General features: G+C 68.5%; 16 protein-coding genes and 1 pseudogene. 15 read left to right on the forward strand and 2 right to left on the reverse strand.

What is annotated here, in order from left to right:
* Positions 1–15: 15 nt before the first annotated feature.
* The 4 genes from B3I25_RS10620 (at position 16) to B3I25_RS10635 (ending at position 4,282) form a co-directional block, all read left to right on the forward strand.
* Entirely contained in the window at positions 16–996 is a 981-nt protein-coding gene (locus B3I25_RS10620; RefSeq protein ID WP_286738922.1) for a Ppx/GppA family phosphatase, read from the forward strand.
* Complete coding sequence (locus tag B3I25_RS10625; protein WP_286738924.1) at positions 993–1,796, forward strand: sugar phosphate isomerase/epimerase family protein; 804 nt, start codon at positions 993–995, stop codon at positions 1,794–1,796. Before B3I25_RS10620 ends, B3I25_RS10625 begins: the two co-directional genes overlap by 4 nt.
* A gap of 500 nt (positions 1,797–2,296) precedes the next feature.
* Positions 2,297–3,136: a pyrroline-5-carboxylate reductase gene (gene proC, locus B3I25_RS10630; RefSeq protein ID WP_193518977.1), complete on the forward strand. Its 840-nt coding sequence runs from the start codon at positions 2,297–2,299 to the stop codon at positions 3,134–3,136.
* Between the two features lie 48 nt (positions 3,137–3,184).
* Positions 3,185–4,282 carry a carboxylate-amine ligase gene (locus B3I25_RS10635; protein WP_193518976.1) on the forward strand — a complete coding sequence of 366 codons (1,098 nt, stop codon included), beginning with the start codon at positions 3,185–3,187 and terminating at the stop codon, positions 4,280–4,282.
* 163 nt (positions 4,283–4,445) lie between these two features.
* Here the strand turns inward: B3I25_RS10635 and B3I25_RS10640 are convergent, their stop codons facing one another.
* Positions 4,446–5,114: a potassium channel family protein gene (locus tag B3I25_RS10640; protein WP_035965130.1), complete on the reverse strand. Its 669-nt coding sequence runs from the start codon at positions 5,112–5,114 to the stop codon at positions 4,446–4,448.
* A complete protein-coding gene (locus B3I25_RS10645; RefSeq protein ID WP_206398602.1) occupies positions 5,107–6,552 on the reverse strand; it encodes a TrkH family potassium uptake protein in 1,446 nt (481 codons plus the stop codon). Before B3I25_RS10645 ends, B3I25_RS10640 begins: the two co-directional genes overlap by 8 nt.
* Positions 6,553–6,699: 147 nt before the next feature.
* Here B3I25_RS10645 and B3I25_RS10650 point away from each other — a divergent pair, with 147 nt between their 5' ends.
* The 11 genes and pseudogenes from B3I25_RS10650 to B3I25_RS10700 all read left to right on the forward strand — a co-directional run.
* Positions 6,700–7,911, forward strand: coding sequence for an acetoin utilization protein AcuC (locus tag B3I25_RS10650; RefSeq protein ID WP_064846652.1), 1,212 nt, complete (start codon positions 6,700–6,702; stop codon positions 7,909–7,911).
* 87 nt (positions 7,912–7,998) lie between these two features.
* Positions 7,999–9,036, forward strand: a complete 1,038-nt coding sequence (locus B3I25_RS10655) for an ArsR/SmtB family transcription factor (protein ID WP_286738928.1) — start codon at positions 7,999–8,001, stop codon at positions 9,034–9,036.
* 37 nt (positions 9,037–9,073) lie between these two features.
* The gene (gdhA, locus tag B3I25_RS10660; protein WP_064846654.1) at positions 9,074–10,414 is read left to right on the forward strand and encodes an NADP-specific glutamate dehydrogenase; all 1,341 of its coding nucleotides are present in this window, start codon (positions 9,074–9,076) and stop codon (positions 10,412–10,414) included.
* An 87-nt stretch (positions 10,415–10,501) separates the two neighbouring features.
* Positions 10,502–11,344, forward strand: coding sequence for a FadR/GntR family transcriptional regulator (locus B3I25_RS10665; protein ID WP_082943348.1), 843 nt, complete (start codon positions 10,502–10,504; stop codon positions 11,342–11,344).
* A 151-nt stretch (positions 11,345–11,495) separates the two neighbouring features.
* A complete protein-coding gene (locus B3I25_RS10670) occupies positions 11,496–11,594 on the forward strand; it encodes a 30S ribosomal protein bS22 (protein WP_005504750.1) in 99 nt (32 codons plus the stop codon).
* Between the two features lie 84 nt (positions 11,595–11,678).
* Positions 11,679–12,146 (forward strand): glutaredoxin family protein, encoded by a 468-nt coding sequence (locus tag B3I25_RS10675; protein WP_193518972.1) that lies wholly within the window; start codon positions 11,679–11,681, stop codon positions 12,144–12,146.
* Positions 12,147–12,229: 83 nt separating this feature from the next.
* Entirely contained in the window at positions 12,230–12,901 is a 672-nt protein-coding gene (locus B3I25_RS10680) for a histidine phosphatase family protein (RefSeq protein ID WP_098054889.1), read from the forward strand.
* A 41-nt stretch (positions 12,902–12,942) separates the two neighbouring features.
* Positions 12,943–13,581 (forward strand): TlpA family protein disulfide reductase, encoded by a 639-nt coding sequence (locus tag B3I25_RS10685; protein WP_179861282.1) that lies wholly within the window; start codon positions 12,943–12,945, stop codon positions 13,579–13,581.
* Entirely contained in the window at positions 13,578–14,336 is a 759-nt protein-coding gene (locus tag B3I25_RS10690; protein ID WP_085106234.1) for a cytochrome c biogenesis CcdA family protein, read from the forward strand. The genes B3I25_RS10685 and B3I25_RS10690 overlap by 4 nt, the downstream gene beginning before the upstream one ends.
* Positions 14,333–16,006: a cytochrome c biogenesis protein ResB gene (gene resB, locus B3I25_RS10695; RefSeq protein WP_206398598.1), complete on the forward strand. Its 1,674-nt coding sequence runs from the start codon at positions 14,333–14,335 to the stop codon at positions 16,004–16,006. The genes B3I25_RS10690 and resB overlap by 4 nt, the downstream gene beginning before the upstream one ends.
* A gap of 4 nt (positions 16,007–16,010) precedes the next feature.
* Positions 16,011–16,753 (forward strand): annotated as a pseudogene (locus B3I25_RS10700) (c-type cytochrome biogenesis protein CcsB); the annotation flags it as partial.

Genomic DNA, 16,753 nt, shown 5'->3' on the forward strand with positions numbered 1-16,753 from the left:
AGCGAAGGAACTCACATGCGGCTCTCCGTCCTGGACGTCGGCTCCAACACGGTGCACCTGCTCCTGCTGGACGTCTACCCGGGGTCGCGGCCGGAACCGTACGCGTCCCACAAGATGGCGCTACGGCTCGTGGACTACCAGGACGACGACGGTCGGATCACGGACGAGGGCCGTGACCTGCTCACCGGGTTCGTGGTGGAGGCGCGTGACTTTGCCGTGGAGCACCGCGCGGAGGACCTGCTCGCGTTCGCGACCTCCGCGATCCGGGAGGCCACCAACGGCAACGCCGTGCTGGACCACGTCCAGTCCACATCCGGGGTCACGCTCACGGAACTGTCCGGGGACCAGGAGGCGGCCGTGACGTTCTCCGCGGTGCGCCGCTGGTTCGGCTGGGGCGCCGGACGCGTCCTGGATTTCGACATCGGCGGAGGGTCCTTCGAGATGGCGATCGGCACCAACGCGTTGCCCACGGTCGCCACGTCCGTCCCGCTCGGTGCGGGTCGGCTGTACCGGGCATATCTCGCGGGGTACGACCTCGCACCCCCGGCCCGCTTCAAGGCCTTGCGCAAGCACGTGCGCACCACGCTGCGTCCCGCCGTGGACCGGATCGCCGCCGGGGGACAACCGAATCTGGTCGCGGGCACGTCCAAGACGTTCCGCTCGCTCGCGCGGATCTGCGGGGCGGCGCCGTCGGGCCAGGGACCGTACGTGCAACGCGTTATGCACCTGGAGGACCTACGCTTGTGGACGCGGCGCATGGAGGCCATGACCGTGGCCGAACGCGCGGACCTGCCCGGTGTCTCCGAACACCGTGCCGCGCAGGTGGTGGCCGGGGCGATCGTCGCGGAGACCGCCATGGACCTGCTCAAGGTGGAGTCGCTGCGGATCTCCCCGTGGGCCCTGCGGGAAGGACTCATCCTGCGGCGCATGGACCGGCTGCTGCGGGACTCCACGAGCTCGACCGTCGATCCCAAGGACCTGGTGACCAGCTCATGACCGACACACCCGTCTACCGCCCGCACGTGGCCCTGTCCACGAGTTCGCTGTACCCGCAGGGTGTCCCCGAGACGTTCGACGCCGCCCAGCGCCTGGGCTACGACAGCGTGGAAGTGCTCGTGACCCACGAGCGCATGAGTCAGCTGACCCACCAACTGCTGGACAACATCCAGAAGTACCAGCTGCCCATCTCCACGATCCACGCGCCCACGCTGCTGTTCACGCAACAGGTGTGGGGCAAGGCGTGGACCAAGATCCAGATGGCCGCCAAGCTCACGCACCAGGTGGGCGCGGAAGTCGTGGTGGCCCACCCGCCGTTCCGGTGGCAGCGCAAGTACGCGCGCAACTTCGTGGCCGGTGTGCGTGAGGTCTCCCGGATGACCGACACCAAGATCTCCGTGGAGAACATGTACCCGTGGCGCGTGGGCGGGCGTGAGGCCGTCGTCTACTCGCCGCATTACAGCCCCCTGGGTCAGGACTACGACTGGGTCACGTGGGACTTCTCCCACGCGGCCACCGCCAAGATGGATTCGCTCGCGGCCGTCAAGGAACTCGGTTCCCGGTTGGGCCACGTGCACCTCACGGACGGTTCCGGTCAGACCATGGCGGACGAGCACCTCCTGCCGGGGCGGGGCGTACAACCGGTCGCCGAGACCCTCCAGTACCTGCGTGATCAGCGCTGGCAGGGTGTGGTGGGGGTCGAGGTCTCTACACGCAAGACCAAGGACGCGGACGAGCGGGACGAGTGGCTCGCCGAAGCCCTGTCTTTCGCGCGCCGCCACATGACGGTGGAGGGCTAGCCCGTCGGACCCCGGACCCGGTGCACCGCGGCGGGCCGGTGCCGCCACCCCTTCCGCCTCACACCGCCTTGCACCGCCACCCGTCCATGGTGGCGCGCACATCTGCGCTGCGATACGCACGGTTTCGGCCCCGAATCCGCGCGTTCTGCAGTGAGGATGTCCCGGGCCGCACCGGCGTGGGAGCGGGCTGAGGTTGCCGCTTCCGCCCAGTTACCAGGGGCGGATACACATAAGTCCCGGAACAGCCGCCTGGACACGGGATCCGTGTCTTTTCGGGCCATGAATGTTCGCAGCCGCGGGGCGCGGTGCTTCCCCGGCCCCGTATGGAGTGCTCCCCGCCGACCTCCACGGCACGGAGTCCCATCCGGCGCGCTCGCGGGGACCGTCCGCCGCGCGATACCGTTCAAGGAGAGTTCCGTGACCGCAACAACACCCTGTGAGCCCTACTGCGCGGCAACAGCACGAGAGGGCCCCCGGGCGGGTGTGAAAGGACTGATGGCATGAGCGAGCTGACCCTGGCGTTCCTGGGAACCGGTTCCATGAACGGTGCGATCCTGCGAGGGGTCCTGGCGGGCGGCACCGAGAAGGGGGCGGTGCGCGCGACGACCCGATCGGCGTCGTCGGGGGAGGAGCTGCGTGACGAGACCGGCGTGACCGTGTTCGCGGGCGAGGAGGACGCGGAGGCGAACCGCACTGCTGTGAAGGGCGCGGACGTCGTGCTGCTGGGGGTCAAGCCGTACGCGATCCTGGACCTGGCGCGCGAGATCGCACCCGCTCTGGACCCCGGGACCGTGGTGGTGTCCGTGGCCGCCGGTGTCACGCTGGACGCCCTGCAGAAGGCCCTGCCGCAGGGGCAGCCGGTAGTGCGCTCGATGCCCAATACGCCGTCGAGCGTGGGCCGTGGCGTGCTGTCCGTGACCCCGGGTGAGCACGTGTCCCGTGAGCAGCTGGACGCGGTGAAGGACGTGCTGGCCGCCGTGGGCACGGTCGTGGAGGTGCCCGAGAACCTGATCCGCGCGGTCACGGGTGTGTCCGGCTCGGGCCCCGCGTACGTGTTCTACCTGGCCGAGGCCATGCAGCACGCGGGGGAGCAGCTGGGCCTGGACCCGGAGACGGCGCGCGTGCTCGCGAAGGAGACGGTCTCCGGCGCGGGCGTCCTGCTCGCTCCCGACGACGCTGATCCCGCCGCCCTGCGCAAGGCCGTCACCAGCCCGGGCGGCACCACGGAGCAGGCGATCACCACGTTCGACGAGAAGGGCCTGCGCGAGATCATCGCGGCCGGCGCGGAGGCGTCCGCGACGAAGGGTGACCAAATGGAGAAGGAATACGGCGGCGAATGACGTGAACCGCCCGGCCCACCACACGAGACCACGCAAGGCGGTAGCACCATGAGCACGTTCGGCATCGAGGAAGAGTTCTTGCTGGTGGACCGCGGGGACAACCTCCCCGCACGGCCCACGCCGGAACAGTCGGCGCAACTGATGTCGCTGACCGCTGGCGGCGGTGCGGCCACCCCGGAATGGCTCTCGTGTCAGGTCGAGGAGACCTCCCCGGTGTTCCGCGACGCCGCCACGGCAGTGGACTCGCTCGTGGAGTTCCGCACGGCGCTGCGCGAGGCCACGAACGCCATGGGCATGGACGTGGTGGGCGTCGCCGCAGCCCCGGACGTGCGGCCCGAACCCGCGCAGATCACCCACGACGCCCGCTACCAGCGACTTGCCGGCCAGACCCCGGCCATCGCGGCGGACCAGTACATCAGCGGGATGCACGTGCACCTGGGGTTCCCGGACCTGGAGGTCGCGGTGCGCGCCCTGAACGGGCTGCGGGGCTGGTTGCCCGTGCTCGTGGCCATCGGTGCGAACTCGCCCGTGTGGCGGGGCGTGGAATCCGGGTTCGAGAGCTGGCGTTCCATCCACTATCGCCGCTGGATGACCAACGGCGTGCCGCCCCACTTCCAGGACCTGCACGACTACGACTCGCGCGTGGCCATGCTCACCGCGTTCGACGCCGTGGAGGGCCCCGCGAGTCTCAGCTGGCTCGCCCGGTTGTCCCACCGCCACGACACCCTGGAGATCCGCGCGTGCGACGTCCAGTTGGAGGCCCAGGACTCGGTGGCCATCGCGGTGCTCACGCGCGCCCTCGCGAACTACGCGCTCGAGACACCGCCCGCGGTCGCGTTCACCCAGGAGTACCTGGACATCGCACTGTGGCAGTCCGCCCGGTGGGGGCTGAGCGGTCGGCTCCTGGATCCCGTCACGGCCACCCTGGTCCCGGCCGAGGAACTCGTGAGCACCCTGCTGGAACGGGTGAGCGGGCACTACACCTCGCAGGAGGACCGTCGCTTCGCCGAGGCGGGGGTGCGCCACATCCTCGAGCGCGGTAATGGGGCGAGCCGTCAGCGCCGGGCGTTCGGCCGCGCCGGCGTCCCCGGGATCATGGCGTTCGCCACGCGGGCCATGACGGCCGCGCCGTCGGATGCTGAATAACGCGGGGTAGCGTCACGCGCGTGCGCCGTAGCGGGGGACGACGTCGCTCGCGGGCGTCGGTCACGCCGGTCACCGAGGAGCGCGTGCCGGTCGACGCTGACCGGCACCGAGGGGCGTCGGGCCGTGATGCCGGATCACAACGGCTCGCCGAGACGCAACCGGGTCAGGGGCGTGCGGCGAACCGTTCGATCAGGTCAACGTGCCCGGACACGATGAGCAGGTCCCGCGAGCTGACCGTGGTGTCCGGGCGGGCGTAGGTGAAGTCCTCGCCCGGGGACTTCACACCCACCACGGTCACGCCGTACTTGGAGCGGATGTCGGACTCGCCCAGCGTGAACCCCTGCGTCTCCCGGGGCGGGTACATCTTGACGATCGCGAAGTCGTCGTCGAACTCGATGTAGTCCAGGAGCCGCCCGGAGACCAGGTGGGCGGTGCGGCGCCCGGCGTCGGCCTCGGGGAAGATCACGTGGTGGGCGCCGATGCGCGCGAGGATCTTGCCGTGGGCGGGGGAGATGGCCTTGGCCCAGATCCGGTCGATCCCCAGGTCCACGAGGTTTGCGGTGGTCAGCACCGAGGACTCGATAGACGTGCCCACACCCACCACGGCGGAGGAGAACTCGGCGGCGCCGAGCTGGCGCAGGGCGTCGATGTCCGTGGCGTCGGCCTCGACCACGTGGGTGAGCTGGCCGGACATCTTCTGCACGAGGGCGGCGTCGCGTTCCACGCCGAGGACCTCGCGCCCCTGCTGGATCAGCTGCAGGGCCGTGGCCGAGCCGAAACGCCCGAGGCCCACCACCAGGACGGGGACGGAGTGGGAGGAGTTCTTAGCCAATGATGGGCCTCTCTTCCGGGTACGTGTAGAGCCGGCGCCGCGAGCGCAGGGCCAGGGCCGTGGCCACGGTGTTGGTACCGATGCGGCCGATGAGCATGATGACGGACAGCACGTACTTCCCGGCGTCCGGGGCGCCCGCGGACACACCGGTGCTGAGACCGCACGTGGCGTACGCGGAGATGACCTCGAACAGTACGTGGTCCAGGGGCATGTGGGTCAGGGCGACCATGATGCTTGAACCCAGCAGCACCACGGAGGCGCCCATCATGATCACGGAGATCGCGATGCGCAGCACGGAGTCAGGGATGGTGCGGAAGAACGCGATCACGGACTGGTCGCCGCGGGCCTCCGCGAGGATGGCCAGGAAGACGACGGCGAGTGTGGTCACCTTGATCCCACCGGCCGTGGACGCGGAACCGCCGCCGGCGAACATCATGGCGTCCGTGAGCAACAGCGTGACCTGGGACGTGTCGGTCATGTCCACCAGGTTGAAACCGCCCGAGCGCATCATCACGGACGCGAAGAACCCCTGGAAGATCCGCTCGGGGACGGACTGTCTGCCCAGGGTGTCCGGGTTGGCCCACTCGATGGCCGTGAACAGCACCCACGCCAGCAGCAACAGTGCGGCGGTGGTGACCACGGTGAGTTTGGCGTTGAGGTTCCACCGGGTGAACCGGAACCCCACCTGACGCAGCACCAAGATCACGGGGAAGCCCAGGGACCCCACGATCACCCCGATGCACACGGGCAGCAGGATGAGCCACGCGGTGGGCCCGGCGTGGTCGTAGGGCACGAGCCCGTCCGTGTGGGGCGTGAACCCAGCGTTGTTGAAGCTCGAGATCGCGTAGAACACCCCGTGCCACAGGGCCGTTCCCAGGGGTTCTCCTTCGGCGAGGAACCCCACGGAGAGCACGAGCGCCAGGGCGGCCTCGATGCTCACGGAGGTGATCACAATGATCTGCAGCAGCGAGCCGACCTCACCCAAGCGCCCGATGTTGAGGGCCTCCTGAGTGATGAGCTTGGACTTGAGCCCGAGCTTGCGCCCGATGGCCAGCGCCAGGATGGACGTGAGCGTCAGGGTGCCCAGACCGCCCACTTGAATGGCGATCAGGATGACTACCTGGCCGAACACGGACCACTGCGCGGCCGTGGACACCGTGGTCAGTCCGGTCACGGTCACGGCGGAGGTCGCGGTGAACACGGCGTCCACGAACCGGGTCTCCTGACCGGGGTTGGCGGACAAGGGCAGCCACAACAGGGCCGCGAAGCCCAGGTCCACGATCACGAACACGATCACCGCGAGCCGCGCGGGCGAGGAACTCGCGATCTGGTCCACGAAGTCCCGGATGCCTCGCGCCGTGCGTGTGGTCAGCGGTTCACCGGAGGGCGCGGGGGATGCAGGCTCCTCGACGGCGTTGGGTTGTTCGAGCTCGCTCACGGCACCTCCTCGCGGGATCCGATGGACGGTCGGGTCACGCGGAATCCTACGGTCCCGCGGGGGTGGATCAGCGCAACGACCCCCAGTATCCCCCGTCACAGTGCGCTGCAGCGACTGCCGCATGCGCGTGAGTGTTCTAATGGAGGTGTGAGCTCCGCGACAACGGGCAAGGATGCCGTCTACCCCACCAGTGTCTACTGGGATCCCCGGTTGCTCCAGTACGACTTCGGGGACTACCACCCCATGAGCCCCACCCGCCTAGACGCGACCATGCGGTTGGTGCAGAACCTGGGCCTGGACAGCGCGCCCAACGTGCGGGTCACCGTCCCCGAGGTCCCGGACGACCCCGTCCTGGAACTCGTGCACACCAAGACCTACGTGCAGTCCGTGCGCGCCGTCTCGGAGGACCCCACGCGGCAGATCCCCGAATGCGGTTTGGGCACCGAGGACACTCCCGGCTACGAGGGCATCCACGAATCGAGTGCGCGCCTGGTGGGCGGCAGCTACCAGGGTGCCGCGGACCTGCTGAGCGGTTCCGTGGTCCACGCCGTGAACTTCGGCGGTGGCATGCACCACGCCGCGGCGGACAAGGCCTCAGGTTTCTGCGTGTACAACGACTGCGCCGTGGCCATCCAGCACCTCTTGAACAACGGAGTGCAGCGCGTGCTCTACGTGGACGTGGATGGCCACCACGGGGACGGCACCCAGTCGATTTTCTACGACGAGCCCCGCGTCATGACCGTGTCCCTGCACGAGACGGGCCTGTCCCTGTTCCCGGGCACGGGCTTCGCCAACGAGATCGGCTCCGGGGCGGCGGCCGGCACCGCGGTCAACGTGGCCATGCCCACGCGCGCGGACGACTCCCAGTGGCTTCGAGCGTACGACGCCGTGGTCCCCCCGATCGCGCGCGAGTTCCGTCCCGAAGTGATCGTTTCCCAGCACGGCTGCGACTCCCACTTCCAGGACGAACTGACCCATTTACGCATGAGCGTGGACGGGCAGCGTCAGATCGCGTTGGCGGTGTCCGAGCTCGCGGCGGAATTATGTGAGGGCCGGTGGATCGCCACGGGTGGCGGCGGGTACGACTGCCACGACGCCGTTCCCCGCTCGTGGGCGCACCTCGTGGGGGTCGCCTCGGGATACCCCGTGGACGTGAACACGCCGGTCCCGCAGGCGTGGCGCAGCTACATGGCCGAAAAGTACGGCGGGCGCCCGCCCGAGCGCATGGGCGACGACGTCGACATCTGGTGGCGTTCGTGGGAGATCGGCTACGACCCCAGTGACGAGACCGACCGCAGCATCATGGCCACGCGCAAGGAGGTCTTTCCCCAGTGGGGACTGGACCCCTGGTACGACTGACCCTGGCAGGGCTGACGCTGGTGGGACCGACCCGTGACGGGAAGGTCTGATTGGGTCAGGGTGGGCAGCCCGTCTAAGGTGAATCCCATGTCCCACGACGCATATTCCGCCTTGTCCGACCCCACCCGACGCCGCATCCTCACGGCCCTGTGCGGCGGGCCCCGGCCGGTGGGCGAGCTGGTCACCGCGCTCGAGGTCTCCCAGCCCACGGTGTCCAAGCACCTCAAGGTCCTGCGCGACGCCGGGATGGTCACCACCCGCGCCCAGGGACAGAAGCGCTTCTACAACCTCACCGCCGAGCCCTTCGTGGCCGTGCTCGACTGGGTGAACGAGCTGGTCGCCGCCGCGAACGAGGCGGACACTCCCGTGACGGATACACATGAGTCCGCCCCGGCCGAGTCCGATGAGCCCGCCATGGCGAACGACGTCGCTGCGCAGCTGGCCGTCGACGACGCTGCACAGCTGACCACGGACGCCTCCGCCGAGTCGACCGACCACGACGCCGCGCCGTCGCCCGAGGACGCCCCGCGCCCGGAGCCCGTACGCGCCGAGGCCGTTGACGTCGACGCCGCCCAGGAACCTGTGCGCGACCCCGAGCGGTCCCTGCCGTGGTTCACGGCGGAGGTCACCGACGTCACGACGGAGGCCACCAACACCTCGGACAATCCCGAGGTCCTGGACATCCCCGCTCCCACGGTCGCCCCCGGATCCCCGGTCGATGATCCCCGTCCGGAAGAAAATTCTGGGGAAGCAGAGACGCCCGTAGAAGCCGAGTTTTTCGACGAATCATCCCAGGGGTCCGAGAAAGTCGTGCAGTTCAGCTCGGGGGTCACCGAAGAAGCTATCAATTCCGCTGATCCGGAGGGCCTGGCCGACGAACGGGAGGCCCAGGTCACAGGGGATACTGTGGACGATGGTGCCCACACCGAGCCCGCTGCGCAGCCCCGTGCCGCGCATGATGCCGAGCCCCACGATGCAGAGCCCCGCGCTGTCTCCCCGGAGACGAACTCGCCCGAGATCGCGGAGCTCATCCGACCTCGCGGGGCCGCGCATCGCCGTCAGAGCGGTCTGCTGTCCACTCTGACGGGTTTCCGGCGACGCAACCGCGGTTCACGCCGCGGTTGAGTGGGAGCCGCAGACCTTTCAAGAGGGCAGGAGAGACATGCACGAGAAACTGATCCCCATCCGGCAGATCGTCACGGCGCGCAACCCGGGTGAGTCCGAGTTCCACCAGGCTGTGGACGAGGTCTTCGAGTCGTTGGGTCCCGTGGTGGCTCGCCATCCGGATCTGTTGGACTCCGCGATCGTGGAGCGTATCTGCGAACCCGAACGTCAGATCATTTTCCGTGTGCCGTGGATGGACGACCAGGGCCAGGTGCACATCAACCGCGGGTTCCGGGTGGAGTTCAACTCCGCGCTGGGTCCCTACAAGGGTGGCTTGCGGTTCCACCCGTCGGTGTACCTGGGCATCGTGAAGTTCCTGGGTTTCGAGCAGATCTTCAAGAATGCGCTGACCGGTATGCCCATCGGCGGCGGCAAGGGTGGATCGGACTTCGACCCGTCCGGGCGCAGTGACGCGGAGATCATGCGGTTCTGCCAGTCCTTCATGACCGAGCTGTACCGCCACATCGGTGAGTACACGGACGTCCCCGCCGGTGACATCGGCGTGGGCGGGCGTGAGATCGGGTACCTCTTCGGTCAGTACAAGCGCATCACCAACCGCTACGAGTCCGGTGTGCTCACGGGCAAGGGCCTGTCCTGGGGCGGTTCGCTCGTGCGCACCGAGGCCACGGGCTACGGTGCGGTGATGTTCGCGGAGGAGATGCTCAAGACCCGCGGGTTGGACCTCGAGGGCCGGGACGTGATCGTCTCCGGTTCGGGCAACGTGGCGATCTACGCGATCGAGCGGGCCCAGTCGCTCGGCGCCAAGGCGCTCACGGCGTCGGACTCGAGCGGTTACGTGGTGGACAGCAACGGCATCGACCTCGAGCTGCTCAAGCAGGTCAAGGAGGTTGAGCGGGCCCGGATCAGCGAGTACGCCGAACGGCGCGGCTCGAGTGCCCGATTCGTCTCCGACGGTTCGGTGTGGGACGTCCCCGGCACGGTCGCGCTGCCGTGTGCCACGCAGAACGAGCTCAACGGCCGTCAGGCCAAGACCCTGCTCGAGAACGGGATCGTGGCCGTCGCCGAGGGTGCCAACATGCCGTGCACCACCGAGGCCGTGCACCGGTTCCAGGAATCGGACGTGCTGTTCGCGCCGGGTAAGGCCGCCAACGCCGGCGGTGTGGCCACGTCCGCGCTCGAGATGCAGCAGAACGCGTCCCGCGACTCGTGGAGCTTCGACTACACGCAGCAACGCCTGCGGGAGATCATGCGCGGGATCCACGATCGCTGCGCAGAGACCGCCGAGGAGTTCGGGATGCCGGGCAACTACGTGGCCGGTGCGAACATCGCGGGGTTCCTCAAGGTCGCCCGGGCCATGGTGGCCCAGGGCATCATCTGAGCACGGCCGCGTCCGGAGAGCGGCGCGCCGGGCGCCCGACCGTGCCATACGGCGGTCGGGCGCCGTACGACGTTTAGGGTGGGATATATGGCAACGCATCGAGAGGTTCTGCAATGGCTCGAGAACGAGCTGTTCGACGCAAACCTGGTGCTGGGTCAACGACTGCCCACCGACAAGGACCTGGCCGCGATCTTCCGGGTGTCCCGCAACTCCATGCGTGAGACCCTCAAGATCCTGGAGGCCCAGGGCATCGTCAATCTCTTCGAGGGCCCGCACCGCAGCATTCTCCCCATCCTGGTGCGCGAACCGGCCGCGTCCGCGGGTCCCGCACTGCAGTTGCACATAGCGACGTCGCAGCACCCGTTGCGTGACATCGTCCAGACTCGCGTGATGCTCGAGACCTCGGCCCTCGAGAACGCCGAGAAGCACAGCATCCCGCGCGAGGAACTGCACGCGATCATGGCGCAGATGGACGAGGACCTGGGGCTCAAGCAGTTCCACCACCTCTACGTGAGCTTCCACATCGCGCTGGTCAAGGCGGGCGGCAACGCGGTGAACGCGGCATTGTTCACTGCCCTGCGGGACTCGATCTACGAGTACACCCTGGCACTCGTGGGTCATGTGCCGCTGTGGAGCACCACGTCCAGCCGCATCCGCGCCGAACACCGGGCCATCGTGGGCGCCCTCGAAGCGGGGGACCACAACCTGGCCGCCCGCCTCGTGGCCGAACACATCACCTACCAGTACGAGGAAGCCGGCGTGGACCCGGACGACTCCCGCGCCTCGGTCGCGGAACCACGCTCGCTGGACCGTGTGGCGTCGTCCCGGGACAAGCGCACGGCCACGCCGCGGGGGCGTTCCGTCACGGAGCAGGACGGGCGGCCAGAGCAGGACGAGGAACTCGACGCCGATCGCCGCGCGAGCGCCTGAGCGCCCGTTTTCGGGCCCGGCGGGGTCGCACGGTAAGGTAGGCCAGTAGTTTGCCGTTAAACGTATGTTGCCCCCGCGTTAGCAGGGGCGGGGCGGTGTTCACCCGCGGCCCCCAGCAAATACCACTGTCCAGAGAACTGTGAGGGATCCTATGGGTTCGGTCATCAAGAAGCGCCGCAAGCGCATGTCCAAGAAGAAGCACCGCAAGCTGCTTCGCAAGACTCGTCACCAGCGCCGTAACAAGAAGTAAGCGCGCCCGTGATAGGCCCCGTTCCCGCTATGGGAACGGGGCCTTCATCGTGTGCGCAGTGTCCGCGTGCGTAGCATGGGCCGCATGACGCAGCAGTCCGTGAGCCCCGACCGTCTCGATCCCGCCCGTCCGGCCAAACCGGGCCCCGCCGTGCAGGCGGAACCCGCAGCGACGACGACGCGCGGGACGACGACGGCTCCCGCAACGGCGACGGCGCGTGAAACCGGCGCGGGCGCCGGTGCCGCGGGGCGGCAGGACGGGCGCGAGCGACGTCGTACGCCCCTGCTCTCCGGCGCGGACTGGACCCGCCCGCGCCCGGCGCACACAGTGACGCTGCTGACCAAACCGGGATGCCATCTGTGCGAGGACGCGCGCGAGGTCGTGACCGGGGTGTGCGAGCAGACGGGCAGCGAGTACCGCGAGCGGGACATCACGGGCGATCTGCAGCTGCTGCGCGACTACGCCGAGTACATCCCCGTGGTCTTCGTGGACGGAGCCCCATGGGACCGGTTGCGCATCGACGCCGCCCGGTTGCGCGCCGTGCTGTCCTGACGCGCAGTGCTGTCCTGACGGGGTCAGTTCCGTGCCGACGGGGCCGATTGGGGGCTGACAGCGGGGTTTGAGACACTGGGGGCATGCCTTCAGCAACCGTTCACCTCCTGCGCCACGGCGAGGTCCACAACCCCGCGCACGTGGTCTACGGGCGGCTCCCGGACTACCACCTGTCCGAGAAGGGCGCTCGGATGGCCGAGGCCGCCGCGGCGGACCTGGCCCGGCGGGTCCAGGATGGCGATCGGATCGTTCTGCTGGCGTGCTCGCCGCTGACCCGCACGCGGGAGACTGCCGCACCCGTGGCCCGCGAGTTGGGGCTCGAGGTGCGCACGGACGAGCGGTTGATCGAACCGGCCAACCACTTCCAGGGTCTGCACGTGACCGGTCGTGAGCTCGCCAAGCCCAAGCACTGGCCCTACATGCTCAACCCCTTGCGGCCCTCGTGGGGTGAGCCCTACAAGGCGCAGGTCGAGCGCATGGCACAGGCCGTGCGGGAACTCGCCCGGGACGCGGTGCGCCGCGGTGCCGACGGCGCCCAGGCCGTGGCCGTGTCCCACCAGTTGCCGATCTGGCTCACGCGGTTGTCCGCGCAGGGCCGTCCGTTGCCGCACGACCCGCGGCAGCGTGAGTGCAACCTCGCGTCCCTGACGTCCTTAACGTTCGAGGACGTGGACGCCGCGCAGGTCCCGGAGGTCTCCTACCGGGAACCCGCCGCCCACCTCTATCCAGGCGTCAATCAGCTTCCCGGCTCATAATTGATCTCTCACCCCACGACCTCTTCCCAGGAGTTCTCCCCGTGACTTCTCCGCGTTGTTCATCCGCCCGTTCCCTGCCTGCCCGTGCCCGAGTGCGCACGGGAGCGGTCGCCGTGGTGGTGTGTCTGGGGCTCGCGCTCGCGGGGTGCTCGTCCTCGGGCAACGACAGCCTCGCCCAGCAGGCCAACGCCGGCGGCGAGAAGGGCTACGTGGCCGGTGACGGTTCCGTGAGCGAGTACGCGCCGGAGCAGCGCGGGGAGCCCGTGCAGTTCGAGGCCGAGATGTTCGACGGCAGCACCGTGAGCGCCGAGAGCCTGCGCGGCAAGCCCGCCGTCGTGAACTTCTGGTACGCAGGGTGCGCGCCGTGCCGCGCGGAGGCCCCGGACCTCGTGGCCCTGCACCACGAGTACCAGGACCGCGCGCAGTTCCTGGGCGTGAACCTGCGCGACCAGCAGCCCACCGCGGAGGCGTTCGAACGCAACTACGGGGTGGACTACCCCTCCGCGTCCGATCTCAACGGGGCCGTGCTGCTCGCACTGAGCGACTACATCCCGCCGCAGGCCGTCCCCACGACCCTCGTTCTGGACGAGCAGGGTCGCGTGGCCGCCCGCGTGCTGGGCAAAGCGGACAAATCCACCCTGGACGCCCTGATCAAGGACACGGTGGCTGAGTCCGCATGAACGGCAATCCCTTCGCCGAGGTCGTCCTCGACGGTTCACTGATTGCCGCGCTGCCCGTGGCGCTGCTCGCGGGATTCGTCTCCTTCGCCTCACCGTGCGTCCTGCCACTAGTGCCCGGGTACCTGGGCTACATCACCGGGCTCACTGGGGTGGACCTGCGGGAACAACGGCGCGGGCGGATCCTCACGGGCGTGGTGCTGTTCGTCCTGGGGTTCTCCGCGGTGTTCGTGCTGATGTCCGTGGTGCTCGCGCAGCTCGGCGCGTTCGCGTGGTTGTTGGGCCAGCAGTGGATCATGGTGGTGCTCGGGATCCTGGTGATGCTCATGGGCGTGGTCTTCATGGGTGGTTTCTCGTGGTTCCAGCGTGACCGCAAGATCGAGCGCCGCCCGCCCCCGGGGCTGTGGGGTGCGCCCCTCCTGGGGATGGCCTTCGGTTTGGGATGGGCCCCGTGCATCGGCCCGACCTTCGCCGCGGTGCAGGCGCTCGTCTACGTGGACGGCGCGTCCACCGGCAAGGCCGTGGTGCTCACCACCGCCTACTGCCTGGGACTGGGCGTCCCGTTCGTGCTGATCGCCCTGGCGTTGCGCCGGGGCATGGGGGCCATGTCCTTCTTCCGCAGGCACCGTCTCACGCTGCAGCGCGTGGGCGGTGCCGTGCTCGTGCTCATCGGGGCCGCCATGGCCACGGGCGTGTGGTCCGCACTGGTCTCGTGGGTCCAGTCCGAATTCGTAACCGATTGGGTGATGCCGATATGACCGAGACGCGCACGCCACGCCCGAAGAAGGCGCAGCGTTCCGACGTGGAGGTCCCCTCACTGGGTCCCCTCGGCATGGCCCGGTGGGCCTGGCGGCAACTGACCAAGATGTCCACGGCCCTCGTGCTGTTGTTGTTGCTCGCGATCGCCGCGGTCCCGGGATCCCTGTTCCCCCAGCGGGTCCAGGACCCGGACGCGGTGACCAGCTACATCGAGGCGAACCCCACCATGGGTCCGTGGCTGGACCGCCTGCAGCTGTTCGACGTATTCTCCTCCTACTGGTTCTCCGCGATCTACCTCCTGCTGTTCATCTCGCTCGTGGGCTGCGTGCTCCCGCGCGCCGTCCAGCACTTCAAGGCGTGGCGTTCCAAGCCGCCGCGCACCCCGCGCCGGATCTCCCGGTTGCCGCAGTACCGCAAGGTCATGCTGGGCGGGCGCGACGGCGCTGCCGCACCTTCCCCGGACGACGCCGTCGAGCAGGCCGCCGCCGCCCTGAAGAAGCGCGGCTACCGGGTGCAGACACAGGACCTGGGCTCCGCGGCGCCGTCGGTCGCGGCCGAGCGCGGGATGCTCAAGGAAGTGGGCAACATCCTCTTCCACGTAGCGCTGCTGGGCGTGCTGGTCTCCGTGGCGATCGGTGCCCTGTTCGGGTACAAGGGGCAGAAGATCATCGTGGAGGGGGAGTCCTTCGTGAACACCCTCGTGGACTACGACTCCTTCAACCCGGGGACCAATTTCGACCCGGACTGGCTCAACCCCTTCTCGGTGCGGCTCAACAACTTCCAGGCCACGTTCAACCGGGACACCTCCGATCCCCGGAACTACGGTCAGCCCACCGACTTCAACGCGGACCTGACTGTCACGGACGAACCCGGGGCCACACCCCAGGACGTGAACCTCGCGGTCAACAAGCCCCTCAACGTCAACGGCACCAAGGTGTACCTGGTAGGCAACGGTTACGCGCCCGTGATCCGCGTGACGGATGGGGAAGGCAACGTGGCCTACGAGGGCCCCGTGGTCACGGTCCCCTCGGACTCCGTGTACACGTCCTCGCTGACCCTCAAGGTCCCGGACGCCCGCCCCGATCAGCTCGGGTTCGTGGGGTTGTTGTTGCCCACGGCCGTCTCGGAGCCGGGGGAGATCCCGCGCTCCGCGGACCCCGCGCTGAACAACCCCGCGCTGATCCTGTCCTCGTTCTACGGGGACCTGGGCCTGGACAGCGGGCAACCGCAGAACGTGTACGTGCTCAACACCGAGAACCTCACGGAACTGAACTCCATGACTTCGGCCAACGGCCCGATCCTGCTGGACGGTCAACACCGCGAGGTGCAGTTGCCCAACGGCAAGGGCAGCGTGGAGTTCCTGGACGTGAAGCGCTACGTGGGTCTGGACGTGAACAGCGACCCCGGGCGGATCCCCGCGTTCATCTTCTTCGTGCTCGCGTTCATCGGGCTCATCATGAGCCTGTTCATCGCGCGCCGGAGGGCGTGGGTGCGGGCCACCACCACGGAGGACGCCAACGGGGTGCGGTGTACTGTTCTGGAGTACGGACTGTTGGCGCGTGGCGAGGACCACCGCTTGGGCGCGGAAGCGGAAAAACTGACAGCTCTGTGGACGTCATTGTGGGAGGACCGCGGCGTGCGGGAGTTCCACCTGAATTCGAAGGCGTGAACTAATGGGTAGCAACATCAACGTGACCTTGGGCAACTGGAGCGAATGGTTCATGCTCCTGGCCGCCATGACCTACCTGGTGGTGTTCGTGGCCTTCGTGTGGGACATGGCCTCCCACTCCAAGACCCTCGGCCTGACTGAACGTGCCCGGCGTGACACCGCCGAGGGCGAGGCCAAGGAACTCGTGGGCGCCACGGCCGCGCATTCCGGGGCCCGGGCGGCGGGTTCCGCCACGGTCGGTTCCACGGTGTCGCGTTCCGCGTTCACTCGCTCTTCCACCGGGGGTGCGTCCGGCGACGGCGCGGGGACCGGTGAGTCCGTCGCGGATGAGTTCCGGACCTCGGCGGACGGCGCCAAAGGCGTGAACGAGTTCGAGGCGCTGGACTACCAGCACAACAGCCGCCGCCCGGCTGCCCGCGTGGCCGTGACCCTCATGGTCATCGCGTTCCTGCTGCACGCGTTCGCGGTGGTCTCCCGCGGTGTCGCCGCGGACCGTGTGCCGTGGGCCAACATGTACGAGTTCTGCACCACGGGCGCCCTGGTGGTGGCCGGCGTGTACCTCGTGACGCTGTTCTTCAAGGACCTGCGCTTCGTGGGACCCATGGTCTCCGGCCTCGTGCTCATCATGCTGTGTCTGGCCACGATCGCGTTCCCGACCCCCGTGTCCCCCTTGCAGCCCGCACTGCAGTCCTACTGGCTCATCATCCACGTGTCCATCGCGGTCGCGGCCTCCGGGATCTTCACCAT

The organism is Kocuria sp. UBA1838 (assembly GCF_002338785.1).
GTDB lineage: Bacteria > Actinomycetota > Actinomycetes > Actinomycetales > Micrococcaceae > Kocuria > Kocuria marina.

Excerpts from the sequence above, each read along its gene's own strand:
- gdhA (WP_064846654.1), top strand. The coding sequence starts at position 9,074 with ATGCACGAGAAACTGATCCCCATCCGGCAGATCGTCACGGCGCGCAAC.
- B3I25_RS10635 (WP_193518976.1), top strand. The coding sequence starts at position 3,185 with ATGAGCACGTTCGGCATCGAGGAAGAGTTCTTGCTGGTGGACCGCGGG.
- B3I25_RS10670 (WP_005504750.1), top strand. The coding sequence starts at position 11,496 with ATGGGTTCGGTCATCAAGAAGCGCCGCAAGCGCATGTCCAAGAAGAAG.
- B3I25_RS10655 (WP_286738928.1), top strand. The coding sequence starts at position 7,999 with ATGTCCCACGACGCATATTCCGCCTTGTCCGACCCCACCCGACGCCGC.
- B3I25_RS10675 (WP_193518972.1), top strand. The coding sequence starts at position 11,679 with ATGACGCAGCAGTCCGTGAGCCCCGACCGTCTCGATCCCGCCCGTCCG.
- B3I25_RS10690 (WP_085106234.1), top strand. The coding sequence starts at position 13,578 with ATGAACGGCAATCCCTTCGCCGAGGTCGTCCTCGACGGTTCACTGATT.
- B3I25_RS10680 (WP_098054889.1), top strand. The coding sequence starts at position 12,230 with ATGCCTTCAGCAACCGTTCACCTCCTGCGCCACGGCGAGGTCCACAAC.
- B3I25_RS10620 (WP_286738922.1), top strand. The coding sequence starts at position 16 with ATGCGGCTCTCCGTCCTGGACGTCGGCTCCAACACGGTGCACCTGCTC.
- resB (WP_206398598.1), top strand. The coding sequence starts at position 14,333 with ATGACCGAGACGCGCACGCCACGCCCGAAGAAGGCGCAGCGTTCCGAC.
- B3I25_RS10665 (WP_082943348.1), top strand. The coding sequence starts at position 10,502 with ATGGCAACGCATCGAGAGGTTCTGCAATGGCTCGAGAACGAGCTGTTC.
- B3I25_RS10625 (WP_286738924.1), top strand. The coding sequence starts at position 993 with ATGACCGACACACCCGTCTACCGCCCGCACGTGGCCCTGTCCACGAGT.
- proC (WP_193518977.1), top strand. The coding sequence starts at position 2,297 with ATGAGCGAGCTGACCCTGGCGTTCCTGGGAACCGGTTCCATGAACGGT.